Origin of the sequence: Rheinheimera sp. MMS21-TC3 (genome assembly GCF_032229285.1) — a bacterium.
Taxonomy (GTDB): domain Bacteria; phylum Pseudomonadota; class Gammaproteobacteria; order Enterobacterales; family Alteromonadaceae; genus Alishewanella.
On sequence record NZ_CP135084.1, the window covers coordinates 735,327 to 759,808 of the forward strand.

Annotated in this window: 22 protein-coding genes and 1 tRNA gene; 9 read left to right on the forward strand and 14 right to left on the reverse strand. The window is 40.9% G+C overall.

All coding sequences use genetic code 11. The annotated features are described in order from the left end of the window. Window positions 1-287 precede the first annotated feature (287 nt). Window positions 288-1,604 (reverse strand): DNA (cytosine-5-)-methyltransferase, encoded by a 1,317-nt coding sequence (dcm, locus tag RDV63_RS03810; protein ID WP_313908185.1) that lies wholly within the window; start codon window positions 1,602-1,604, stop codon window positions 288-290. A gap of 148 nt (window positions 1,605-1,752) precedes the next feature. Between dcm and RDV63_RS03815 the strand changes: the two genes are divergently transcribed. Further along, a complete protein-coding gene (locus tag RDV63_RS03815) occupies window positions 1,753-2,520 on the forward strand; it encodes an LlaMI family restriction endonuclease (protein ID WP_313908186.1) in 768 nt (255 codons plus the stop codon). Window positions 2,521-2,634: 114 nt separating this feature from the next. Here the strand turns inward: RDV63_RS03815 and RDV63_RS03820 are convergent, their stop codons facing one another. The 8 genes from RDV63_RS03820 to rpsU form a co-directional block, all read right to left on the reverse strand. Then, complete coding sequence (locus tag RDV63_RS03820) at window positions 2,635-2,925, reverse strand: hypothetical protein (protein ID WP_313908187.1); 291 nt, start codon at window positions 2,923-2,925, stop codon at window positions 2,635-2,637. 200 nt (window positions 2,926-3,125) lie between these two features. Continuing rightward, window positions 3,126-3,440, reverse strand: coding sequence for a hypothetical protein (locus RDV63_RS03825; RefSeq protein WP_313908188.1), 315 nt, complete (start codon window positions 3,438-3,440; stop codon window positions 3,126-3,128). A gap of 458 nt (window positions 3,441-3,898) precedes the next feature. Next, window positions 3,899-4,672 carry an IS21-like element helper ATPase IstB gene (gene istB, locus RDV63_RS03830; RefSeq protein ID WP_070049612.1) on the reverse strand — a complete coding sequence of 258 codons (774 nt, stop codon included), beginning with the start codon at window positions 4,670-4,672 and terminating at the stop codon, window positions 3,899-3,901. Further along, window positions 4,669-5,703 (reverse strand): IS21 family transposase, encoded by a 1,035-nt coding sequence (gene istA, locus RDV63_RS03835; protein ID WP_313908190.1) that lies wholly within the window; start codon window positions 5,701-5,703, stop codon window positions 4,669-4,671. The genes istB and istA overlap by 4 nt, the downstream gene beginning before the upstream one ends. Window positions 5,704-6,045: 342 nt before the next feature. Then, window positions 6,046-6,122 (reverse strand) — tRNA-Ile (locus RDV63_RS03840). A gap of 166 nt (window positions 6,123-6,288) precedes the next feature. After that, window positions 6,289-8,139, reverse strand: coding sequence for an RNA polymerase sigma factor RpoD (rpoD, locus tag RDV63_RS03845; protein WP_313908191.1), 1,851 nt, complete (start codon window positions 8,137-8,139; stop codon window positions 6,289-6,291). An 84-nt stretch (window positions 8,140-8,223) separates the two neighbouring features. Next, window positions 8,224-9,978: a DNA primase gene (gene dnaG, locus RDV63_RS03850; protein WP_313908192.1), complete on the reverse strand. Its 1,755-nt coding sequence runs from the start codon at window positions 9,976-9,978 to the stop codon at window positions 8,224-8,226. A 178-nt stretch (window positions 9,979-10,156) separates the two neighbouring features. Then, entirely contained in the window at window positions 10,157-10,372 is a 216-nt protein-coding gene (gene rpsU / locus RDV63_RS03855; protein WP_313908193.1) for a 30S ribosomal protein S21, read from the reverse strand. Between the two features lie 180 nt (window positions 10,373-10,552). On the opposite strand from rpsU, the gene tsaD reads away from it, so the two are divergent. Beyond that, window positions 10,553-11,566: a tRNA (adenosine(37)-N6)-threonylcarbamoyltransferase complex transferase subunit TsaD gene (gene tsaD / locus RDV63_RS03860; protein WP_313908194.1), complete on the forward strand. Its 1,014-nt coding sequence runs from the start codon at window positions 10,553-10,555 to the stop codon at window positions 11,564-11,566. On the opposite strand, the gene plsY is transcribed toward tsaD, so the two are convergent. Further along, on the reverse strand, window positions 11,559-12,152 hold the full coding sequence (gene plsY, locus RDV63_RS03865; RefSeq protein WP_313908196.1) for a glycerol-3-phosphate 1-O-acyltransferase PlsY: 594 nt from the start codon (window positions 12,150-12,152) through the stop codon (window positions 11,559-11,561). The two genes, tsaD and plsY, sit on opposite strands and share 8 nt — an antisense overlap. 138 nt (window positions 12,153-12,290) lie before the next feature. Here plsY and folB point away from each other — a divergent pair, with 138 nt between their 5' ends. The 3 genes from folB to RDV63_RS03880 are packed head-to-tail and all read left to right on the forward strand — an operon-like array spanning window position 12,291 to window position 13,956. Then, window positions 12,291-12,659, forward strand: a complete 369-nt coding sequence (gene folB / locus RDV63_RS03870) for a dihydroneopterin aldolase (protein WP_313908197.1) — start codon at window positions 12,291-12,293, stop codon at window positions 12,657-12,659. Continuing rightward, window positions 12,659-13,144, forward strand: a complete 486-nt coding sequence (folK, locus tag RDV63_RS03875) for a 2-amino-4-hydroxy-6-hydroxymethyldihydropteridine diphosphokinase (protein ID WP_313908198.1) — start codon at window positions 12,659-12,661, stop codon at window positions 13,142-13,144. The genes folB and folK overlap by 1 nt, the downstream gene beginning before the upstream one ends. A gap of 5 nt (window positions 13,145-13,149) precedes the next feature. After that, the gene (locus RDV63_RS03880) at window positions 13,150-13,956 is read left to right on the forward strand and encodes an undecaprenyl-diphosphate phosphatase (RefSeq protein ID WP_313908199.1); all 807 of its coding nucleotides are present in this window, start codon (window positions 13,150-13,152) and stop codon (window positions 13,954-13,956) included. Window positions 13,957-13,975: 19 nt separating this feature from the next. Here the strand turns inward: RDV63_RS03880 and RDV63_RS03885 are convergent, their stop codons facing one another. Then, the gene (locus RDV63_RS03885) at window positions 13,976-15,211 is read right to left on the reverse strand and encodes a multifunctional CCA addition/repair protein (RefSeq protein WP_313908201.1); all 1,236 of its coding nucleotides are present in this window, start codon (window positions 15,209-15,211) and stop codon (window positions 13,976-13,978) included. A gap of 79 nt (window positions 15,212-15,290) precedes the next feature. Here RDV63_RS03885 and RDV63_RS03890 point away from each other — a divergent pair, with 79 nt between their 5' ends. Then, window positions 15,291-16,211, forward strand: a complete 921-nt coding sequence (locus RDV63_RS03890; RefSeq protein ID WP_313908203.1) for an ExeA family protein — start codon at window positions 15,291-15,293, stop codon at window positions 16,209-16,211. A gap of 46 nt (window positions 16,212-16,257) precedes the next feature. After that, window positions 16,258-17,022 carry a general secretion pathway protein GspB gene (locus RDV63_RS03895; protein ID WP_313908205.1) on the forward strand — a complete coding sequence of 255 codons (765 nt, stop codon included), beginning with the start codon at window positions 16,258-16,260 and terminating at the stop codon, window positions 17,020-17,022. On the opposite strand, the gene RDV63_RS03900 is transcribed toward RDV63_RS03895, so the two are convergent. Together RDV63_RS03900 and putA are read right to left on the reverse strand one after the other, a co-directional pair. Continuing rightward, complete coding sequence (locus RDV63_RS03900; protein ID WP_313908207.1) at window positions 17,019-18,149, reverse strand: HD-GYP domain-containing protein; 1,131 nt, start codon at window positions 18,147-18,149, stop codon at window positions 17,019-17,021. The two genes, RDV63_RS03895 and RDV63_RS03900, sit on opposite strands and share 4 nt — an antisense overlap. A gap of 222 nt (window positions 18,150-18,371) precedes the next feature. After that, window positions 18,372-22,148: a bifunctional proline dehydrogenase/L-glutamate gamma-semialdehyde dehydrogenase PutA gene (gene putA / locus RDV63_RS03905; RefSeq protein ID WP_313908209.1), complete on the reverse strand. Its 3,777-nt coding sequence runs from the start codon at window positions 22,146-22,148 to the stop codon at window positions 18,372-18,374. Between the two features lie 132 nt (window positions 22,149-22,280). Here putA and RDV63_RS03910 point away from each other — a divergent pair, with 132 nt between their 5' ends. Continuing rightward, window positions 22,281-22,784 carry a winged helix-turn-helix transcriptional regulator gene (locus RDV63_RS03910; protein WP_313908211.1) on the forward strand — a complete coding sequence of 168 codons (504 nt, stop codon included), beginning with the start codon at window positions 22,281-22,283 and terminating at the stop codon, window positions 22,782-22,784. Window positions 22,785-22,818: 34 nt separating this feature from the next. On the opposite strand, the gene RDV63_RS03915 is transcribed toward RDV63_RS03910, so the two are convergent. Then, complete coding sequence (locus RDV63_RS03915) at window positions 22,819-23,424, reverse strand: TIGR04211 family SH3 domain-containing protein (RefSeq protein ID WP_313908212.1); 606 nt, start codon at window positions 23,422-23,424, stop codon at window positions 22,819-22,821. A 133-nt stretch (window positions 23,425-23,557) separates the two neighbouring features. Here RDV63_RS03915 and RDV63_RS03920 point away from each other — a divergent pair, with 133 nt between their 5' ends. Next, window positions 23,558-24,472, forward strand: coding sequence for a CYTH domain-containing protein (locus RDV63_RS03920; protein ID WP_313908213.1), 915 nt, complete (start codon window positions 23,558-23,560; stop codon window positions 24,470-24,472). Window positions 24,473-24,482 lie beyond the last annotated feature (10 nt).

Consider the following 24,482-nt stretch of genomic DNA (forward strand, 5'->3'; position numbering starts at 1 on the left):
GTAACCAAAGCCTCGGAATGGGGCTTTTTAATCAGGGTTATGGCTAATAATGCAGGTGTGGGAGTCATTATTAAAAGCTATTTCAATAACTATTCAAAAGCTAAATAGAAAAAAGAAAAATATCAGCGCATGAAATTAGTAAGTATTGTTCAAGTCTAAGTATATAACCGTTTTGCAATCAGAGGCCGATGGCTAGTTACAAAGCTAGTTATCGGGGAATATATGGGGCAATTACTAGGTTTTAAGCTGTTAAGCAAAATCTGGAAAATCCAATTTAGCAATTTAGGTTAACATAGAACTCTGAGCGCCCTCTGGGATTCAGCTTTAGTGATTGTATTAAAAATACTTTCAGCTACAGCTTCAATCACTTTTACGCATACTGAATTCCCAAATTGCTTGTAAATTTGCCCCTGAGAAACAGCATCAACTATAAATTGCTCTGGAAATCCTTGAAGCCTTGCGCACTCTCTTGGTGTAAGTTTTCTTGGATTTTTATTTAAGTTAGATTGATCAATAAGAATTTCAGAACCATCTTTGTAATATCGAGCACTAATAGTATTTGTATATTCGCTATCTGCGTTAAATAGAGAGTAACCAAAGCCATTCCCTTTGTTCTGGTGCTCTAATTTTCGTTTTTGGTGACCTTCCCATAATTTATCTGAAATAGTAAATTTATCTTCTTCTGCTGGAATACTTGATAAATCTTCTAAAATATCTGCAACTTTAGTAGGTGACATTGGTGGAATAGGCCAATCATACAAATCTTCGAAATTAACTTTTGGGCCAAAGTAGTCTTTATCAAAACCCACAATAAACACTCTTTCTCTATTTTGCGGAACCCCAAAATCACCGGCTCTTAAGACGCGTACATCAACCCAATAATTTAATTTCTGTTCAAGTGCTGCACGTGACTTGTCATTCATAGGAATATCTTGAGGGATTTCTTGCTTATGCTCACCGCGCAAGATTTCCAGAATTGTTTTTAATGTGCGGCCTTTATCGTGGCCTTGTAGCTGCTTTACGTTTTCTAACAGAAAAGCTTTAGGACGTTTTTTTGTTAAAATTCTTTGGATTTCAAAAAACATTGTACCACGGGTGTCACTAAACCCCTGCTTTAATCCTGCTTGTGAAAATGCTTGGCATGGAAATCCAGCTAACAAAATATCGTGGTCAGGTATATTCAATTCATCAATTTTTGTAATATCGCCACTAGGCATTTCTCCAAAATTCGCTAAGTAAGTTTTTTGTGCAAACTTATCTATTTCAGAAGTAAAAACACATTTCCCACCAAGTTGTTGGAACGGTAGCCTTATGCCACCTACTCCAGCAAATAGGTCAATAAACTTAAACTTAGGCTGGATAGATTCATCATAAGCGAATGGTGCTTTTTTTCGATATGATTCTAGTGTGGCTTCCAGTTCTTCGAGCGCTTTCAGTTTAGATCTAGTTGGCTTTTTTTCACCGTCCTCCCAAGCAGTTATCGTGTCAACGGCAGCGCCATTCAAATTTATTAGATGCCCTAATTCAGCTTTATCTAAATTAAGTTTAGTTCTCACTGATTTTATGAAATCAGCAATTGAATCTATTTTTAAATTTTGTTGCACAATTCTTACCTAAGAATATAGTTTATTGCTGTATTTATACACAGTACTCTTAAGTAATTCAACTATAAATAGTAATTATGTATTGTTAAATTGCCCTAGGTAGAGATACCCTATTGATTAGTTTGGATATTTAAATAGGGAAAGTTTTATGGATGTAAATAAAAAAACTATTATAGAACGTTTTCGGGCTAACGTTAAAGGAAGAAAAAACGGAGCTGGGGGGAATGTTAGGCATGACGGTAGAGATGGCTATTGGTTAGAGCAGCAGATGGGAATACTTAATAACGGTAACAATGCCCCAGACTTGTTAGGTTACGAAATGAAAAACGTTACAACTTCTGGTAAGACAACTTTCGGCGATTGGTCACCCGATAAATCTTTGTGGGGACGGCAGAGAGTGGATCCAAGTATTCCAAAGTTAGACAAAGATAGTGAATTTCTTGAATGGTTTGGAACACCAAATCCAGCCAAGAATAATAGAAAGTCTTGGTCAGGTGCAGTGGTACCTAAAATTGGCGCTTTTAATCAATATGGCCAAAGGTTAGAAATAACAGCTAACGAAGATATTCAAGCTGTTTATTCTTTTCAACATGATCAAAGGCATGATAAAAATCAGCTAATACCACATTACCTTCAGAAAAGAGTTGTGTTAGGGCAGTGGTCTAAAAATGTTATTAAAAATAAGTTAGAGCGTAAATTTAATAATAAAGGTTGGTTTAAATGCTTAAAAGATTGCAATGGGTATTACAATGAAATAGTTTTTGGAGCACCAATTAATTATTCAACATGGCTTCCTTTGGTTAGAACTGGTGTAGTTTATTTTGACTGTGGTATGTATCAGACTAACCCGCGACCTTATTCTCAATGGCGTGCTAATAACATTTATTGGGATTCGTTAATTATAGATAGGTATTAATAAGTTAAATTGTGGCTAGTGGGCTTATTTCAAAAGTCCACTACTCTCTATTTATAGTTAAATAAGCTATCAGATAGCTTATGTTCCCCTTATCTGCATCAAACTGAGTGTCGATCATATAATAATTGGTATAACCAGCCTCTGGCTGGTAATATCCAGGTTCTGCTTTGCAGAGCCAAGCACTTTCTTCAGCCAGCCCTTTGTCAGAGTGCTTGAGGCACCAAGTAAATCAGAAATCAGCTTCTTCATATTGGCATTGCACTTCGTGCCAGCTTCAATCATATCTTCAACAACTGCAACTGTCTTTTCATTGAAGCCGCTTTTATAGGCTTTTATAGAGCTGTCTTCACCAATCATCGCGATGATGACTTCGTACAGCCGATCCTTTTCGTTAGTTTTTAGCATTTAATCCTCCTTTAATTAAACCAGTGAATTCCTTTTTGCTCATACCCATTGCATGAACAGTTAAAATAAAATCGGTGTTGGTGGGTTTAACCACAAAAGCCAAGCAGTTTGTTTCTTTGCATAAGCTGTATAGTTTCCCGCTATTGACGTCGTGTATTTCCAATGCTGAGAGGTCATAGCTGTAATTCACCTCCTCGCTACTATTCTCGAATAGCTTTGCAGTTTCGGGGGGGCAAGTTTGTCAGTGGGGTGCGTTTTAACAAGTAATCAGGATACTGCTGGATATTTAAACTCTGTGGCAGATTCTCTGAATCAACAGACAGCAACCTACCTGATATCAGTTGATTATTAGCAGTTTTTACGGATAACTCGTCGCTTGAGAACATCGTTGCTCCATCCATCAGCGACTGCCGTAGAGTGAGTTTAAAATCCGCGCCAAATGATAAAGTGGTATCAGCATTTGCTGAGCAAGCGCTCAATAGCACCGCCAGTATCCCTGTGATATATGTTTTCATAATGCATCCTTATCTGAATGCCTTATGATGCATTACAGTAAATTAAATGTAAACTTAATTCTGGCTTTTTTGGCTTGTTAGAAAACGAATGTCATTTTCGCCAGATTAGCCAGGATGAAACGCCTATAAACACAACAAAGGCAATACCAAACCAGGTGAAGTGCTGATGAAAGTCTTTATCAACAGTCACTGTGTTTTGTTTTGCTTCGTTAGACGGGTTAGAGGGGCGGTAGTATACACAGGCATTGTTTCATAGTGGGGCTGCTGTTGAATATCAATTGGGGTCATGAATATCAATTGGGGTCAGGTCCTGAGGGATCCCCACGAATTTAGCTCCAACACAATCCATACTCTGCGGTTTTCTGCCTGAAGTAAAGAACGCCGGATAGCCAATGTTTCAAGGTTATTGTCAACAACAATCCAATAGTGATCCACCCCAACAATTTAAAAGTGATCCACTACTCCTTGGGTTTATCCATTAATCCGGCTTGTTTCTTTTCCTTAATTCGGTAACTATCTCCTTTAATTTGTAAGATATGAGAGTGATGTAAAACTCTGTCTAACATGGCTGATGTAAGCGCAGTGTCATTTGCAAACACTTGTCCCCACTGACCAAAGGGTAAGTTGCTTGTTAATATTACTGAGCCTTTTTCATAGCGTTTTGCTATCACATCAAACAGCAATTTAGCTTCATGTGCATTGAACGGCAGATAACCGATTTCATCGATAATAAGCAATCTTGGCGCAATGACTGAGCGCTGCATAACCTGCTTATAGTTTTCTTGCCGCTGTGCTGTGGCAAGTTGCAGGATTAAATCTGATGCACTGATAAAGCGGGTTTTGATACCAGCTTGTACGGCTTTATAACCCAAGGCAATGGCGATATGCGTTTTGCCAACGCCTGATGGCCCCAGCATGACAACGTTCTCTTGTCGTTCAATAAAGGACAGCGAGGCTAATTCTGTTACCTGTTTTTTAGGTACACCGGTGGCGAAGCTAAAATCAAAGCCCTCTAATGTTTTGTTTCCAGGAAAACCGGCCATTCGAGTAAACATATGTTGTTTGCGTTGATGGCGTGAGCGCTTTTCACATAAAAGCGCTTGCTCTAAAAAGCTCAGATAATCCCACTCTTCTTTGGCGGCTTGCTGAGCTAAATCACAGGCATTAGTATCAATGCCGGCGAGTTGTAACTCTGCACTAAGCGCACTAATTCGCGATAATTGTAGGTTCATATGGCCTCCATCAGCTGGTCATAAACACTAAGGTCATGATGTAGTGGTTGCTGATTAAATACCCTTAGTGATGGCAAGGGGACGCTCGTATCCAGTGAAGCAACAAGGGGTAATATTAACGGCGGTAACGCCTGTAATACCTTGCGCTCTTCAATGAGCCGCTCAGCAGGTTTTTGTTTAGTGGTGTCATGAATACGCTGATGCGCCACCGTTTCAAGCCATATCACAACCTCTTCATTCGCACTCTGCACATCTAATGTTTGCCCTAATGCCATTAACTTTGTATTGAACGGCCTAAAAAAGTTATCACGGACATAACGTACCATTCGTTCAACTTTGCCCTTGGTTTGTGGTCGGTAGGTATGGCACAGTTTGGGAATAAACCCCATGCTTTTAGCAAACTGATAAAATGCCTGATTAAGCTTGTGCTGGCCTTCTCCATAGGCATTGCGCTCAACGACAACCGTTTTCATATTGTCGTACCATACTTCGCGGGGAATACCTTGGAAGTAGTCAAATGTTAAGCGATGACAATGTTCAAGTGTGTCGTAGCGCATGTTATCGGTGAAGACCACCATCATCGCACGACTAAAGCCTAAAACGGCGATAAACGCATGAATGGGCTGCTTGCCACCTCGCATTTGCCCCCAGTCTACCTGCATTTGTTTACCGACTTCGGTTTCAAACCGCACAACCGGCTCTGGTATGGGCTTACCACGGTATTGATATAAATATTGTCTCAATAAAGACAAACTACCGGTATAACCGAGTTCTTTGACTTCACGAAATAATACTTCACCAGAAAGGTGTACCGGTTTAGCTTGCGTAATACGCGAATGTAAGAATGATTTATAGGGTTCAAGCAATGAACGGCCTTTAGCTCGCGCTGTGTAAACGGGCGTATCTAATGCGGCTCGAAGGTAGCGCTTAACCGTGTTACGCGAGATGCCAAGTTGTTTAGCAATAGCACGTTGGGACAGGCCTTGTTGGTGCAAAATCTGAATTTTCATGAGCTCTTCTTTTGTGATCAAGGTGCCTCCGAAAAAGCACCATAGTGAAAACAAGTGGATCAGATTTCAATTGTTATAGTGGATCAGTTTTGCATTGTTGGTAACAATTCGCCAAAAGATTCCTTTTACAACCGATGGAGTACGCCTGAGGGCAAGTTGCTTTGCTTTATCTTTAATGTCAATAAAACTCATAATGAGCCTAACTAATATAAAAATCTTTTATGATTAGTAGCGTAAGAAGCTACACAAGCAGTGTTAAAGCTTTTCTTGGAAGAAAGATAAATATTTCGTTAGGATATCTGTAGCGTAGAGGTAGAATCGGGCTATCTTCAGAAAGTAGTTAAAGCGAAAAGCCTTTAAAAATGGTGGCCCCAGCTGGACTCGAACCAGCGACCGATCGATTATGAGTCGAGCGCTCTAACCAACTGAGCTATGGGGCCATGTGAAACTTTTGTAGCAGCTTTTTAGAAAGCGAGGGCAGTATAAAAACTTTTAACTGCTTTGTCATCTGCCTTGTGTGTTTAAAGTGGTTTGACTGCTTACTTTTTAAGCTTTTACGCTAAATAAATAATAAAGGCGCCTGTGGCGCCTTTATTTTAGCGGGTTTTATTCGTCTAAGAAGCTTTTTAAAACTTCTGAGCGTGAAGGGTGGCGGAGCTTACGCAGCGCTTTTGCTTCAATTTGACGAATACGTTCTCGGGTTACGTCGAATTGCTTACCTACTTCTTCTAAGGTGTGGTCGGTATTCATATCAATACCAAAACGCATACGTAGTACTTTAGCTTCACGCGGGGTTAAGCCGGCCAGTACTTCATTAGTGGCATTTTTTAAGCTTTCGATAGTTGCAGAGTCTAATGGTGACTCGCCACCTGAGTCTTCAATAAAGTCACCTAAGTGGGAATCATCGTCATCACCAATAGGGGTTTCCATTGAAATAGGCTCTTTAGCGATTTTTAACACTTTTAGGATCTTATCTTCTGGCATTAACATGCGTTCTGATAACTCTTCTGGTGTGGCTTCGCGTCCCATTTCTTGCAGCATTTGCCGTGAGATTCGGTTTAGCTTGTTAATAGTTTCAATCATATGCACTGGAATACGGATAGTGCGCGCTTGGTCTGCGATTGAGCGCGTAATAGCTTGGCGTATCCACCAGGTAGCATAAGTTGAGAACTTATAACCACGACGGTATTCAAATTTATCTACGGCCTTCATTAAGCCGATATTACCTTCTTGGATTAAATCTAAGAATTGTAAACCACGGTTAGTGTATTTTTTAGCGATAGAAATAACTAAACGTAAGTTGGCTTCAACCATTTCTTTTTTAGCACGGCGTGCTTTAGCTTCACCGATAGACATACGACGGTTGATATCTTTAATGCTAGCAATGCTTAAACCGGTTTCTTCTTCAACTTTTTTAAGTTTTTCGATACAACGAAACAGTTCTTCCTGCATTTCTTGCAATTTAGCTGAGTAAGGTTTACCCGCTGCAAGTTCAGCATCTAACCAAGCGGTTGATGATTCAGTGCCGGTAAAAGCTTTAACAAAGGCTTTTTTCGGCATTTTTGCATACTCAACACAATGCTTTAAGATTAACCGCTCTTGTACTCGAACATGGCCCATCATTTCGCGCATGCTTTTAACAAGACGATCAAACTGTTTAGGTACTAAACGGAAACAGCGGAATATTTCGCTTAAGGCTTCAATTTCAGTTTTAGTTGTTGGATGTTCACGGCCATTTTTTTCAATAGAATTTCTGGTTATCTCATATTGAGCGCGTAATTCCGTGAATTTTTCCCGAGCTAGCTCAGGATCTGGACCGGTATCAACTTCTTCCTCTTCTTCTTCCTCTTCGTCGTCGTCTTCGTCGTCGTCTTTATCTTTGTCGTCACGCTTGTTTTGTGGTACTTCTGAACCAATATTGGTGCCAATAACAGGCGCGTCTTCAATTTCATTAGGGTCAATAAAGCCGCTAACAATGTCACTTAAACGAATTTCTTCAGCTTCATACTTATCCCACTGCTCTAGTAAATAGGTAATCGCTTCTGGGTATTCTGCAACCGAAGACTGTACGGTATTAATACCTTCTTCAATACGTTTTGCGATAACGATTTCGCCTTCGCGGGTTAACAGTTCAACTGTGCCCATTTCACGCATGTACATTCGTACTGGGTCCGTTGTCCGACCCAATTCTTTATCAACGCTAACTAATGCTTGTGCGGCTTCTTCAACTGCATCTTCATCAGTATTAGCATCTGCCATGATTAAATCATCGGCATCAGGGGCGCTTTCAAATACTTGAATGCCCATATCGTTGATCATGCGGATGATATCTTCAATCTGATCCGAATCGATAATATCTTGTGGAAGGTGATCGTTAACTTCAGCAAAAGTTAGATAACCTTGCTCTTTACCTTTCACGATCAGGAGTTTTAACTGCGACTGAGGATTTTGATCCATAGAGACGTATCTTCCACCAATTTGATTAATGTAAAATTGCGAACTAGTGATTATAACAAACTGCGGCTTTTCTAGCCAGCAGCATTAATTCGCAAGCTTTGGTTTTTTGCTTTTCAGCGCTTGTAATAATAATTTATATTCATGCCACTCTACTTTTGATAGCTGTTCTAGCTTATCTTTACGCTCAAGGGCTTCAAGCCTTTGTTGTAGATATTGGTCTTCTATTGAATGGAACGTGTCGACAAATTCTTGCGACAATTGCTCCGGTTCAATTTGGTGTTGCCATGATGCAAGTTTTAGCAAAATATTATGCTCAGGTAAATCTCGCCAGCATTCTAGTAATTGTGCCGTGGTTTGTGACGGCTGCTGTTGTAACCTTTGTTGTAAAGCAAGTAAGAGGCCTATACCTGGTATATTGCTGTGTGCAAGCTCAGGTGCGTTAGGCATTATATTTACTAAGTTGGGGTACTGTAGCAATAAACCAATAGCTCTGCGCATTGGCGTGATTTTAATTTTAGCAGGTTTTAATTTATTCGCTGATTTAAAGCTGGTTTTTTTTTGCTGCTGTCTGGTTTGGCCTAGTAAATTTGCTAGCTTATCTAATAAAGTATCTCGGTAAAAATCACTGGGTATTTGTTTAATTAATTCCGTAGCTTGTACTGATAAAGCTGATTTCCCCGCGTCGGTTGCCGGGTTATGCTCTTGCATTAAACGCTGGAAAAAATATTGGGTTAATGGCACTGCATCTTGGATGCGTTGTAAAAAGGCTATTTTGCCTTCTTTTTGTACTAATGAGTCTGGGTCTTCACCTTCTGGTAAAAACACAAAGTTTAACTCTACGCCATCTTTTAACTTTGGCAGTGCGCTTTGCAGTGCTCGCCAAGCGGCATCTAACCCCGCGCGGTCGCCGTCATAACAACAAACTACTCGTGGTGTATAGCGAAATAGGGTGTGCATATGTTCGCTAGTTGTGGCTGTGCCTAAACAAGCAACAGCGAAGCGAATATCTTGCTCGGCTAAAGCGACAACATCCATATAGCCTTCAACCACTAATACTTGCTCTAAATGGCCAGGTTGCTGACGTGCTTCATATAAGCCATATAATTCACGGCCTTTATGAAACAAGCGACTTTCAGGTGAATTTAAATATTTAGGTGTGCCATCACCTAAAATTCGGCCACCAAAAGCAATAACACGACCACGACGATCACGAATAGGAAACATTAACCGCTGGCGGAAAAAGTCATATTCACGACCATTGTCGCTGCGATTAATTAACCGCAGTTCAATTAATTGTTCACGCAACGCTTTATTATTGCTAGGGCTTAGCCGTTTTAATAAGTTGTCCCAGCCATCTGGTGCATAGCCTATGGCAAAGTCGCTAATAGTTTGTTGGCTAAGACCACGCTTCGCTAAATAATCTTTCACGCTCGCACTGTTAGGGTGCTGTTGTAACTGTTGTTGATAAAAGTCTGTAGCTTGTTGCATTAGGCTGTAATCATCAGCTTGAGCAGTAGGGCGTTGCGGGTGCAAACTTTGCTCACGTGGCACTTCAAGATGATGAATTTGTGCAAGCTCTTCAATGCTTTCAACAAACTCTAGTTGTTCAAATTCCATTAAAAAAGTAATGGCATTGCCGTTAGCACCACAGCCAAAGCAATGATAAAATTGTTTATCAGGGCTTACCGTAAAAGAGGGGGATTTTTCATTATGAAAAGGACAACAGGCAGCATAATTTCTACCGGTTTTTTTTAACGGTACACGGCTATCTATAAGTTCGACTATATCGGTGCGGGCTAGTAAGTCATCGATAAATTGTCTGGGAATTTGTCCGGCCACCTTTTTCCTTCACAGTTATTCAGAAAAAGACAAACCGTGCCTTGCGAGCACGGTATGCAGATGTCGGCTTGTGCAATACTAACTTTTTCTTGCTAATGTATTAATAATAACTATTTAGCAGTATTAAGCTTATATAAGCTTAAATTTAGTAGGTACGCGCAGCTTTACTAGTGAAATCTTAGTAAAGCTTGATACGACGTGAGTTTTCGCGTGACAGTTTTTTAGCATGACGCTTAACTGCTGCTGCTTTCTTACGTTTACGGATCCAAGTAGGCTTCTCGTAGAATTCTTTTGCACGTACGTCTGCTAATACGCCAGCTTTTTCACATGAGCGTTTAAAGCGACGTAAGGCTACGTCAAAGGGTTCGTTCTCTTTTACTTTAACTACAGGCATTAAATTTCTCACCTCAGGCCAAATTGGTTATCATTGAACCAATAGTATTAAAAATGGTGCAGCATTTTACGCAAAAAGGTAGGCCGATGTAAAGCCATTCCGCGATCTAAATCTCATCTCTAGCTCTAGAGCCAGAGAAACGCTACAATATGCGGCTATTCTAACAAAATTGAGACGTAGATGCGAGTTTTAGGTATTGAGACTTCTTGTGATGAAACCGGTATTGCTATTTATGATGGTGAAAAAGGTTTACTCAGTCATGTGTTGTATAGCCAAATTCCTATTCATGCTGATTATGGCGGTGTAGTGCCAGAGCTGGCATCTCGTGATCATATTCGTAAAACAATTCCTTTAATCAAACAAGCATTAGCAGAAGCTAATTGTGATGCAGCTAGTATTGATGGCGTAGCTTACACGGCAGGCCCTGGCTTAGCTGGTGCCTTATTAGTGGGTGCGACTATAGGCCGTTCTTTAGCTATGGCGTGGCAAAAACCAGCATTAGCTGTGCACCATATGGAAGGGCATTTATTAGCCCCTATGCTAGAAGACAATGCGCCGCAGTTTCCGTTTTTAGCCTTGCTAGTGTCGGGGGGCCACACTCAGTTAGTAGCGGTAGAAGGTATAGGCCAGTATCAGTTATTAGGTGAGTCTATTGACGATGCTGCTGGCGAAGCCTTTGATAAAACAGCAAAATTAATGGGTTTAGATTATCCTGGTGGCCCTTTGTTAGCAAAATTAGCCCTGCAAGGTGATGCTAAAAAATATCGTTTTCCACGACCAATGACAGATCGTCCAGGTTTAGACTTTAGCTTTAGTGGTTTAAAAACCTCAGCGGCTAATGTGATTGCTAAAGAAGGCAACAGCCCAGAAGTACAAGCTAATATTGCAGCGTCATTTCAGCAAGCGGTAGTTGATACCTTAGTGATTAAGTGTAAACGTGCCTTAGAGCAAACGGGCTATAAGCGTCTGGTTATTGCCGGTGGTGTTAGTGCTAATACCTCTTTACGTGCGCAGTTAACGGTATTATTAAGGCGTTTTGGCGGTGAAGTGTTTTATCCGCGCAAAGAGTTTTGTACTGATAATGGCGCCATGATTGCTTATGCTGGTTATCAGCGACTAGCGGCTGGCCAGCAGCAAGATTTAACCATAGGTGTAACACCTCGTTGGCCAATGCAGGAATTACCGGCTATTTAGTTTTGTCCCACACTTTACTTTCTTTGCCGCGCCATAAGCGGACAATATTTTCATGATGGCGCAAAATAATTAACAGGCTAAGCATAGATACTGGCAAGGTATATAAAGGCTTAATAAACCAAGTAAATAATGGTGCTAAGCTAACAGTTACAATAGCCGCAAGCGAAGAGTAACCGGTTATTGCTACGAGTAACATCCAGCTAGCCAGTAATAAACCGCCTAGATCTAAGCCGATAGGCAGCATGGCACCAAAAGCGGTTGCTACTGCTTTGCCGCCTTGAAAGTTAAAGAAAATAGGGAAAATATGGCCAATACAGGCGCTAACGGCGATTAGTCCTAGGTATAAAGGTTCGATATTTAAAAAATATGAGCCCCAAACTGGAATAGTACCTTTAAGTAAATCAAAAACTAGAACAAGACTGGCGGGAAATTTACCGCCTAAGCGCAAAACATTAGTGGCACCAGGGTTGCAAGAACCGTGAGTTCTAGGATCAGGTAACCGGAATAGTTGACTAACCAGTACTGCAGATGAGATGGAACCGCACAGGTAAGCACTTAGCAGCATAATTCCTATTAGCAGGGTCATTAATTGCGGTTCCTCAACACCAGTTTTTACGTTAAGATTATACCTTGCTTTTCGGCTAGCACAGAACAGGGTTTTAACGCTTTTATCTACCCGACCAGCCTACCTGAAACCAGAAATAACGCAATGCGGATTAACCAAATGGACATAGTTTTTATAAAGCAGCTACAAATTAATACGGTAATTGGCGTTTATGAGTGGGAAAAAAGTATTCAACAGCGCTTGTTAATTGACTTAGAGCTAAGTACTGATATTCGTAGCGCAGCAGCGGATGATGATATTCGTCAGGCGTTAGATTATGCGGTTATTAGCCAGCGTGTACAGCAATTTATAACAGCTAAACCGATAGAATTAATTGAAACAGTAGCAGAGCAAGTTGCTGATTTGTTACTGACGGAGTTTGCGACTAGCTTAGTTAAAGTGACTGTGTGTAAACCAGATGCTTTAGCAAATGCAGAAACCGTAGGTGTTAGCATTATGCGCAGTAAAAACGGCCGAGGTAACAGCTAATGGCACTAATTTATATTAGTGTTGGCAGTAATATGGATCGTGACCGTCATATTCGTCAGGGTGTGAAGGCTTTAGAGCAACATTTAGGTGCTTTACAATTATCTTCTGTTTATGAAAGTGAAGCCGTCGGTTTTTGCGGAGATAGTTTTTATAACTTAGTGGTCGGTGCTAATACAGGCTTATCGATACTAGAATGTAAAAGTTTATTTAAGCAGATTGAAGATAAGTATGGCCGTGACCGAACAGCAGAGCGCTTTAGCGGACGAACCTTAGATTTAGATTTGCTAACTTATGATGATTTAATTTGCCAACAACCGGTACAATTACCGCGGGCAGAGATAACGGAAAATGCTTTTGTGCTATGGCCATTAGCTGAAATTGCCCCGCAGCAAATTCACCCTATAACTAAGAAAAGCTATGCTGAGTTATGGCGTAATTATGCAAAACAACAAAAGTTATGGCCAGTGCCGTTTGATTGGAGTTAATCTTAGTGAGTACAATTGAAGTTATTATCTTAGCTATTATTCAAGGCTTAACCGAGTTCTTACCTATTTCTTCGTCTGCTCATCTTATTTTGCCATCGGCAATTTTGGGTTGGCAAGATCAAGGTATCGTATTTGATGTCGCGGTTCATGTTGGGACCTTATTCGCGGTAATGTTGTATTTTCGTCAAGATATTGCCAATTTAACCTTAGGCTGGGTCAAGTCCTTAGCTGGCCAGCATAGTACCGAAAGCAAATTAGCGTGGTGGGTAATTTTAGCTACTATTCCAGCTGGGTTAGCTGGCTTGTTTGCAGCCGATTTAATTGAGCTTTATTTACGCTCACCTTATGTTATAGCGGTAACAACTATCGTCTTTGGCTTAGCCTTGTGGTTAGCGGATGCTAAAGCCAAGCAAATTCAAAGCATGGAAAGCATAACTTGGCGCCAAGCCTTGCTTATAGGCATAGCGCAAGCTGTAGCTTTAATTCCAGGTACTTCACGCTCTGGTATAACAATGACAGCGGCTTTAATGTTAGGCCTAGATCGGGTAAACGCCGCTAGGTTTTCATTTTTATTATCTATTCCTATTATTATTTTAAGCGGCGGCTACCAAGGCTTAAAGCTAGTATCAACGCCAACTAACTATGACGTAAATGCTATTTTACTAGGCACTGGACTATCTTTTGTTAGCGCTTTAATTTGTATTCACTTATTTTTAAAAGTTATTAATCGCATGGGCATGTTGCCCTTTGTTATTTATCGTTTAGTGTTAGGCGCTGTTCTTTTTATTGTCCTAAGCCAATCTGTCAGCTAAGTCGCCTGTATACTGCGAGTTATTGTAAATTTAACCATTTTTGTTTGGCGGTTGTTAATACATCTAAACGCCGCTGCTGTAAGGCGGCTTTAATGTCGGGACCACTAACCCCTTCTGCTATTACTTCTTGGGCATTAACTTGACGCGCAGCCTCAGCTAAACAGGTTAAATAGTCGGCTTGTGGATATTCTGCTTGCTCAAAGCCGGTGCGACCACGCATATCTGCAGTACAAGCAAGCAAGATGGCATTTAAGCGCTCTGGCTTGCGCCATAAATCAATGTTGTTAAACATTTTTAAGACAGTGGCCGGCTTTAGCTCAAAGGCCTGGTGAATTATTTGATGATACTGACAAACCAAAAGTGCTAAGTCTTTGCAGTCATTAGGTACACGTAGGCGCTGGCACAGTGCTTCTATTAACTTTAAACCACTATGGTCATGGCCATGATGGGCTGGCCAATTAATAGGATTAGTTGCGCCTTTACCTACATCATGCACTAAAGCGGCAAAGCGTATATCTAACCGCGGGCTTAATTTTGCCGCTTGTTCTAACACTAATAAGGTATGAATGCCGGTATCTATTTCTGGGTGCCACTTTTCAGGTTGCGGCACACCCCAGAGTGCCGCTACTTCAGGCATTAACTGGCTTAAAGCAGAGGTTTGCTGTAACAGCTGAATAAAAGCTTCCGGGTTACGTTCTTGTAGGGCTTTAGCAGTTTCAACCCAGATCCGCTCAGGGCTAATAGTGTTTAGCTCACCACTTTGGCTTATATCAGCCATTAAAGCTAAGGTTTCATCCGCAACGGTAAAACCTAAATGAGCATAACGAGCATAGAAGCGAGCAACCCGTAGCACACGCAGGGGATCTTCACTAAAGGCGGGGGAAACATGGCGCAATACTTTGTTTTTAATATCTTCAAGGCCAGAGAAAGGATCAACTAACTGGCCATTTTCGTGTTTAGCAATAGCATTGATTGTTAGATCTCTACGCATTAGATCTTGTTCTAGTGTAACATCGCTATCAGCATAAACGGCAAAACCGGTATAGCCTTGACCATTTTTACGCTCAGTACGAGCCAGTGCATATTCTTCTTTAGTTTTAGGGTGCAGAAACACAGGAAAGTCTTTACCAACTTGCTGGTAGCCTAAATCTAACAGTTGTTGCGGCGTCGCGCCTACTACCACCCAATCTCGTTCTGTAAAGGGGTAGTTTAAAAGTGTATCGCGTACTGCGCCACCAACTAGATAAATTTGCATTAGCTTTCCTGTTTGCTATTTTTTTGCCATTATAGCGCTGTTGTAACAAATTGCAGTGACTTAACCGCTAGGAAGCATCATGTATACCGGATTTTTCGGCTTAATCAGCGCACCTTTTTCAATTGCGCCTAACCCTGACTTTCTTTATTTAAGCCCGCGCCATGCTGAAGCTTTAGCACATTTGCGCTATGGCTTAGGTGATGCCGGTGGCTTTGTATTATTAACCGGTGAAGTAGGCACTGGTAAAACCACGGTATCTCGCTGCTTATTGCAAGAGTTAGACGAAAATGCCCAAGTGGCGTTTATATTAAACCCGACCTTGTCCGAGCTAGAACTATTGGCTGCTATTTGTGATGAATTAAAAATACGCTATAAAAAATCAGATGCGAGTCTCAAGCTGCTTGGTGATAAAATTAAGCAGCGTTTATTAAAAAATCATCAGCAAGGAAAACAAACCTTATTGATTATTGATGAGGCTCAGCACTTACAGCCTGCAGTGTTAGAGCAGTTACGTCTATTGACCAATTTAGAAACTAATACCCGAAAACTATTACAAGTTATTTTAATTGGCCAGCCAGAATTGCAGCAGTTGTTAAAACGTAATGATTTACGCCAGCTAGCTCAGCGTATTACGGCAAGATATCATTTGTTACCATTAAACCAGCATGAAGTGCAGCAATATTTAAGTTATAGGTTAAAAGTGGCAGGTTGCGAAAGGCCAATTTTTAATGCTGCCGCTATTAAAAAGCTGTATCAACTAAGTGGCGGTATTCCGCGGTTAGTTAACTTAATGGCAGACCGAGCATTGCTAGCGGCTTATAGTCAGCAACAAGCCTTAGTTAATGATAAATTAGTGTTACGTGCGGCGAGTGAGATTTTACCGCTGTCTGATAGCGCTAAAACAGCTACTTTACCTAGTTGGTTTTGGCCATTAGTTGGGACGGCGGCTGTAGTACTTGGTTTTAGTTTAGCCTTAATACTGATGACCATTCTGCAGTAATAGTTAAATACTGTTGATAAGCAAAAATAATAAAGCAGAGACCACTATGTCAATTTTAATGGATGCGTTAAAACAGCAGCAACCGGCTACAGTTGTACCGCCTAGCAGTAATATGTGGCGCAATATTGCTATTATATTAGGTGTGTTGTTAGCCTTACTAATAGGGGCAACAGTCGGCTATTTTTTACAACCAAAGTTAACCGCCAGCCCAGTCATAGTGAGTGAAGAGGTGAGTGTTAAAGCAAAACCAGAGCAAATACTGCTAGCACTTGATAGTGTAAAAGTAGTGCCAGAAACTAATAGCTTAGTAGAATTAGCACCAAAAGAACCGATAGCCGTTTTTACAGGACAGGATCCGGTTGTAACCGTAACTGTAACCGATAATCCAGCAGCAAGCGCAACTGTAACTGAGGAGTTGATTGAGGCTGAACGTGCAGTAAATGATAATATTGTTGAGACAACGCCGGTAGAGATTTCAGCCGAACTTCGAGATAAATTTGCCTCAGCACTACAAGCGACAGAGCATGCTAGCTCAGTACCGTCACGGCGAAGTAAAGAGGCTCCTGCGGCTGATATTAGTGAGTTAGCGCTAGAAATTAGGCAAACTATACCTCGTATAAGTTTTGAAGCTCATGTGTATGCTACTTCGTCTGCACAGCGCTGGGTGAAGGTGAATGGTAAAACTTTACAAGAAAACCAGTGGCTAACCGCAGATATTAAAATTAAACAGATTACGGCACAATTTGTGTTACTAGATTATAACAACACCTTATTTAGTATGGCTGCTTTATCAAGCTGGACGCCTAATTAAAGGTAGTTTTTAATATCTAAACCATAACTACTTAGGTTGATGCAGGCATCTATGCTTTCTTCGTGCTGTTTAGCTAAATCTAGTATTTTTACTGGAATATGATGCTGATGAACACTGTGATAAAACAGCTTAACTTTAGGTAATAAAGGCTTTTTAACATTGTTTTCTAACACTAAGGCTAGCTTGCCACTACTTAATTTGACCACTGAGCCTGGTGGGTAGATGCCTATACATTTAATAAACTGCTGCAATAGTGTTTCATCTAATTGTTTAGGTGCCAGTTGTAACAATTGCCTAGAAGCGGCTAAGGGGTCTAACTTACCTTGCTGGGTCGAAGTCAGCTTCTCATAATTATTAACAATAGCTAACATTCTGCTGCCAGGGTCAATGTGCAAAGCCGTAATTTTGGGGTAACCTGAACCATCTATATGGGCACAATGCTGACCAATCCATAATGAGATCCCGCCTGCCAGTTGAGGATGTTTGTGTAATAACTTTAAACTTGCAGAAACACTAAGGTGATCGGCTTGTTGCATAGGATCCGCAAAATTGGCTTTAGCAATGTCATGCAGTAATGCTGCAGTGATTAGGGCTTGAATTTTATCTATAGGTAAATTGAGATAACGAGCAAAAGCAGCAATGTAAATAGCACAATTAATACTATGTTGTAACAAGGCGTCACTTTGTTCTGCTATGCGCATTAAAAATAATAATACGTCTTGATTGCGGGTAATAGAATCTGATATCCCAGCACTAACTTCATGCACTAGGCTAAGATCTATCTTTTTTTCATGCTGAGCAGCATCCAATATATGACGTTGTACTTGATGTGCCTGCTTAATGATTCGCTCTGCTCGAGGTTGCTCATCGGCAAACAATACCGGCTCAACCACAGCTTCTTTACTGGGAGAAGCTTCAGCATCAGTTTTGGCCTGTTCTGCAGGCATAAGGTGCTTACTGGGGTCAACAAGAACAACTTGTACCCCTTTACTTCGTAACAGCTCAATAGCAGAGTTTGTTCTTACCCAGCCTGCGTGTTTTACCGCAATATCACCACTTTGCTCTAAAACTTGCACCACAAAGCTACCGGGTGATAATTCAGAAATAGTAACGGGTGTAAATGCCATAGACCGCCTAAAAGCAGATTGATTATAAGATAACTATATAACGGTAGTGACCGTTTAATTTAACATCATTCTAACTTCTTTAGTTATGAAATGCCATATTAAGAATAATTCAGAGCAGGAATAGATATAATTATAGCGCTAAATTAGGCGGAGAAAGGTGTTATTAGAAAATAAAGCTGCCAGCCGCAATAAAGTAGGCTGGCAGCTTTATATAGACTTAGCCTAGGCTAAGTTGTCTTCCATGGTCATTAAGGTTGCATTACCGCCTGCAGCCGTAGTGTTAATGGTGATAGTTTTTTCAGTTACTAAGCGTTGTAATAAGCGAGGACCTGCTGGTGACGTTATTAAAGGTAATATAGCCCCTTCACGGCTTGCTAGTAACTCAGCACATAAAGGCTTAACTGCGCTACTTACTTCCACCATGGCCCCTGCTAAATCAACATGAGCTAATAAGGTAGTTAAGCAGTCTATGCGAACAGCAGCCACTAAATGCATAGGCATGCCGGCTTGAATTAGGGCTTTTATACAGGCTTCGGCTTCTAGTAAGTCTTGCTCTTCTACGGCTGTTATTACGGCATTACCTGTTGCTAAAGCGGTAATAATAGCTAATAACCAATGTTGAAATGAACTGGTTTCATCACGAATTAAAGCCACAGTACCACGGGGATCTAAGGTTAATTGATTAGATTCACCTGTTGGCCCTGGTAAGGTGATCGGCTTTTGTAATTCACGTTCAACACGTTGAAGCTTTTTCTGTGCTAGGGTTAAAATCTTTTCTAGGTCTGGTTCATTTTTATTCACTACAGTATTAGAGGCGAGTAAAGCTAAAAACTGCCTTAATACAGAAGTGCGCTGATTAATATTAATTTGTGACCATTGCTGTTGTGCTATAGCGGCAACAGGCATAGCATAAGCAACGGCACTACTGGTTGTTTCGCTTAATAAACGTAGCCTAGTCTCAGGTGCTAACTCAGGGCAATCTGTATTATCGTTATCTTTAACTAAACGAGTGATATACAGCGGGCCACCTGCTTTGGGGCCTGTACCTGATAAAGCCCGACCACCAAAAGGTTGGACACCTACAACAGCACCAATCATATTACGGTTAACGTAAATATTACCTGCTTTAATATCGCGAGTAATTTGCTTAGTAAACTGATCAATACGGCTATGAACACCCATAGTTAAGCCATAACCAGTAGCGTTAATTTGCTGAATAACCTTATCTACTTCTTCAGCTTTAAAACGAATGATATGTACTACAGGGCCAAAAACTTCGCGCTCTAGCACTGTTAAATCGCTGATCTCATATAGATGAGGGGCAAAGAAATAATGATTATCACCTGCGGGTATTTCACAGCTGTAATGTAAAGTTGCTTTATCATGCAAGTACTGAACATGGCTGGTTAAACGCTCGTGCGCTTTAGCATCAATTACTGGGCCAAGGTCGGTGTCTAAGTAAGCAGGATCAGCTACTTTTAGCTCAGCCATGGCACCTTTAAGCATAGTAATAATGTTGTCAGCGACATCTTCTTGTAAAAAAAGCACTCTAAGAGCAGAACAGCGTTGGCCGGCACTTTGGAAGCCTGAAGAAATAACATCATCAACCACTTGTTCTGGTAAAGCCGTAGAGTCAACTATCATGCAGTTTTGACCGCCAGTTTCTGCAATCAAAGGTACTGGTTCGCCACCGCGCTCAGCTAGCTTGCGGGCAATCCAACACCCTGTTTCGGTTGAGCCGGTAAACATGACGCCTTGAATGCGCAAATCAGGCACAATATGTTCACCTACGGCACGGCCAGGTGCAATAACGAGTTGTACTACATGTTCTGGCATGCTGCACTCAAGCATAAGCTCTAAAGTGCGCATAGCGACTAAACTTGTTTGCTCTGCTGGCTTAGCAACAACAGTGTTACCTACAACTATAGCTGCAGCTACTTGGCCTAAGAAAATAGCTAAAGGGAAGTTCCAAGGGCTTATGCATAAAAATACGCCGCGGGCTTGCTGTGGTTCAGCAAATAGCAGCTCAGCACGGGCGGCATAATAGCGACAAAAGTCGATAGCTTCTCGTACTTCAGCAATACTGTCTAATGCTGTTTTACCGGCTTCTTTGATACATAGTGCTAAAAGCTCATCACGGTGTTGTTCTAGAGAATCACCGACGCGGCGTAATAGATTGGCTCGCTCAGTAACCTCTGTCTGTGACCAGTCCTGAAAAGCTGCATCAGCTTGGCTAATAATTTGCTGCATCTCTTCTGCATCTGCATGGCGGATATAGCCAATAACTTCATCTAAATTAGCAGGATTCGTTACAGCAGTGGCATTTTCTTGCACAGGCATATTATGTAAGGTGGGTAGCCATTGATCCATAACGTTTTTTACAGCCGTTATTTCATCAACATCAGTAAGATCTAAACCGTTGGAGTTTAAACGTTCTGCACCATATAAATGGGCGGCTTGTGGAATACTTTTATTCGCTTTATGTTGCCAACCAGACACTACTTCAACCGGATCGGTCAGGAGAGACTCAACCGGAATTGTCTCATCAATAATGTTATTAACAAAAGAGCTATTTGCACCATTTTCTAATAAGCGACGAACTAAATAAGCTAATAAATCAGCATGTTCACCCACAGGAGCATAGATACGACAAGGAATTTTATCATCATTTACAATAGTGTCGTATAAAGCATCGCCCATACCGTGTAAACACTGGAACTCAAAGCCTGTATAGTCTTTGGTCATTTCCATAATGGTGGCAACAGTGTAAGCATTATGGGTGGCAAATTGTGGATAAATAGTATCGCGATATTCTAATAATTTTTTAGCACAAGCCTGATATGACACATCGGTAGAAGGTTTACGAGTGAAGACCGGGAAACCAGCAAAGCCTTCAACTTGGCAAACTTTAATTTCGCTATCCCAATAGGCACCTTTAACTAGGCGAACCATCATCTTACGGCCAACACGAACAGTTAAGTCACGTAGCCATTCAATAACGTGGAAACCTCGCTTTTGGTATGCCTGTACAGCTAAACCAAAGCCTTGCCAATCGCCTAAATCTGGATCACTAAATACCGCTTCAATAATATCTAAAGAAAAATCTAGCCGGTCGGCTTCTTCGGCATCGATAGTAAAATTAATATCATAAGCCTTTGCTGCTAGCACTAAAGATTTTAAACGTGGCACTAGTTCAGCCATTACACGATCGCGTTTGGCAAACTCATAGCGGGGATGAATAGCTGATAATTTTACTGAGATGCCAGGGCTACTAAAAGGACCACGACCTCTTGCAGCTTTACCAATAGTGTCAATGGCGTTCATATAGCTGGCAAAATAGCGGTCGGCATCGGCCATAGTACGAGCGCCTTCGCCTAACATATCATAAGAATAACGGAAGCCTTTGCTTTCTAATTTGGTTGCTCGCTCTAGTGCCGCAGTAATGTTAGTACCCATAACAAACTGCTCGCCCATTATCTGCATAGCATAACGTACAGCTTGGCGAATGACCGGCTCACCTAAACGGCCACAAGTACGTTTAAGGACGTTAAATTGCTGCTTTTTGTCTTCATCACTGTAATTAACTAACTTACCAGTTAGTAGTAGACCCCAAGCAGAGATATTAACAAAAATAGATTTACTATTGCCGATATGGGCGCCCCAGTCACCGTTAGCTAACTTATCTCGGATCAGGCGATCTGCGGTAATATTATCTGGAACCCGCAATAGTGCTTCGGCTAAGCACATTAGTACTAAGCCTTCTTCAGTAGAGAGTGAAAACTCATTTAATAATGCATCAACGCCACCTTTACCCACCTGGGCTTGGCGAATACCCAGTACTAGCTGGCGTGCGCGCTCCCAAGCCCGGCTACGAGCATTAACACCAATATTAGCGATAGGCAGTAAAAACTCTAGCACCTTATCTTCATCGGCACGGTAATTATTACGAATTGTTTGACGCAGCGGTTGGGTAGCAACCAGGGAACCATTAAACATCATAGTACTAAGCTTCCTGACATTGGGTAAGAATGCGGCATTCTATTGAAAACTCCGCAGTATAGGGTAGTTATTTTTGTTGTTTAACGCTATAAAATGCTGTTAAATGCATTAAAAACCATAAAAGTAACGGCCATGACAGTTTCAGTTAAAACTAAAATTCTTGATCGCATTGATATTAACATACTTGAGACCTTACAACGCGATGGCAGAATCTCTAATGTTGAGCTAGCAAAAAAAGTAAATTTAAGCGCTAGCCCTTGTATAGATCGTGTTAAACGGCTGGAAAAAGAAGGTTACATTGATGGCTATGGTGCCCGACTTAATGCCGCTAAACTAGGTTGTGGTACCGCAGTTTTTATCCAAGTGACCTTAGATAGAACTACTAGCGATGTTTTTAATCAATTTCGTGACGCAGTTGTTAAAATCCCTCAAGTTGCTGAGTGCCATATGGTCGCAGGTGGCTTTGATTATTTATTAAAATTGAGACTAGCTAATATGGACGCTTATCGCAGTATGCTGGCTAAGATTGTTGACTTACCAGGCGTTGCGCAAACTCATACTTATGTGGTGATTGAAGCGGTTAAGCAAGATCAAGGTTTACCACTTAAGCCAACTGGTGAAAATCCAGTTGGCTAGAGCTAGTTATTATACCATGATACTCAAAGCCCTATTACATCCAGCGATCTTTGTTTTTGCGACTAGGTATAATAATAGGCAATAATAAGCCAAAAATTAATCCTATTATTAAAATTAAAGAACCAAGTACCATAGGTTGTTGCCAAATAGAACTTTGGGTAGTATCTAAACGTTCTTTTAATAAAGTATAAGTATGTTGAGTTTGCTCAAGTTGCTCTTGGGCTAGTTGTCGCTCGTTAATAGCAATACTTAATTCAGCACTTAGGCTATCGCGCTGCTGCTGTAACTTTGCGACAATATCACTATGATTGGCATAGTCAGTTTTTAGCTGTTCTAACTGGTTAGCTAAACTTGGTGTAAAGCTAACGTATTCTTTAGGTAACCACGCAGTTTTATCATCATCGTACTTAATTTGTGCATAGCCTGATTCATCATCTTGTTTAATGTAAGTTATACTTTTACCGGCATTTATAGTGCCGACAATACGATATTGCTTACCTGGTCCTGAGTGGATATAAGCAAATAATGAATCACTAATAAAAGCCGATGTACCTGCTTGGTTATCAGCTGTTTGCTGTGAAAATACAGAGAATGGCAATAAAAATAATACCAGCAATATGCTTTTATTTAATGTGAACATAGGTATCCTGAGCTAGTTTACGAAGGCAGTTTTGCAACCGATGTTTTCGATGATAGGCAGTTGTGCTGTATTTGACAAGACCTAATCTTCGAGTCTGCTGTGATTATCCGTTAGCAATATTAGAGAGTAAAGCATGACAACTGAACTGGAACTGAAATTTTCAATCTCAACTGAGGCCGCAGAACAGTTACCTGCTTTAGCGTCAGAAATAGCAACAATAGTGCAAACAGATGAAGCTAAGTTAGTTAATGCGTATTTTGATACGAAAGAAAACTGGTTTCGCCAACATGATTTTGGCTTACGCACTCGTAAAAAAAATGCTAACTATGAGCAAACCATTAAATTAGCTGGCAAGCATCATGGCGCTTTACAAATGAGGCCAGAATATAACTTAGCTTGTTCCGGAGTGATACCTCAATTAGCCGCATTTCCAATAGAAGTGTGGCCTGAAGAGACAGCTAATAAGACGGCTATTGCTCAATTACAACAGAGTTTAATTAAACTATTTAGTACTAACTTTATTCGTAAGCGATGGTTATTACAGCTAGATGATAATACTAAAGTTGAATTAGTTTTTGATCTAGGAGAGGTCATCGCTGAGGGTAAAAGCCAACCTATTTCGGAAGTAGAACTAGAGCTTATTTCTGGTGAGGCTAAACATTTATTTATTATCGCTCGGTATTTAATGCGTCACTTAGCTATGCGAACGGGCTGGTTAAGTAAAGCGGCTCGTGGTTATTTGCTATATCAGGATCAAGCGCTAACTTTACCTACCACTATTGGTAATAGCTTATTGCAACAAATCACTGCTTTGCAGCAAGCAGAAGCTTGTTTTTTACAGTTGCAATCAAGCTCAGCGCTGCAGTTTATTCAACAAGCATTAACGGCAGTAGCAGGTTCAGTGCATAATATTAAAGCGTTACAGCAATGGTATGACGTGGCAATGGCTTTAGCCAAGATGGTGCAGGATGATGCAAGTGTTTTAGAGAGTAAGCAGTATAATTTATTGCTTTTAGCGATAAGTGAGTACTTATTTACTAACGCTTAATTGGAGAGGG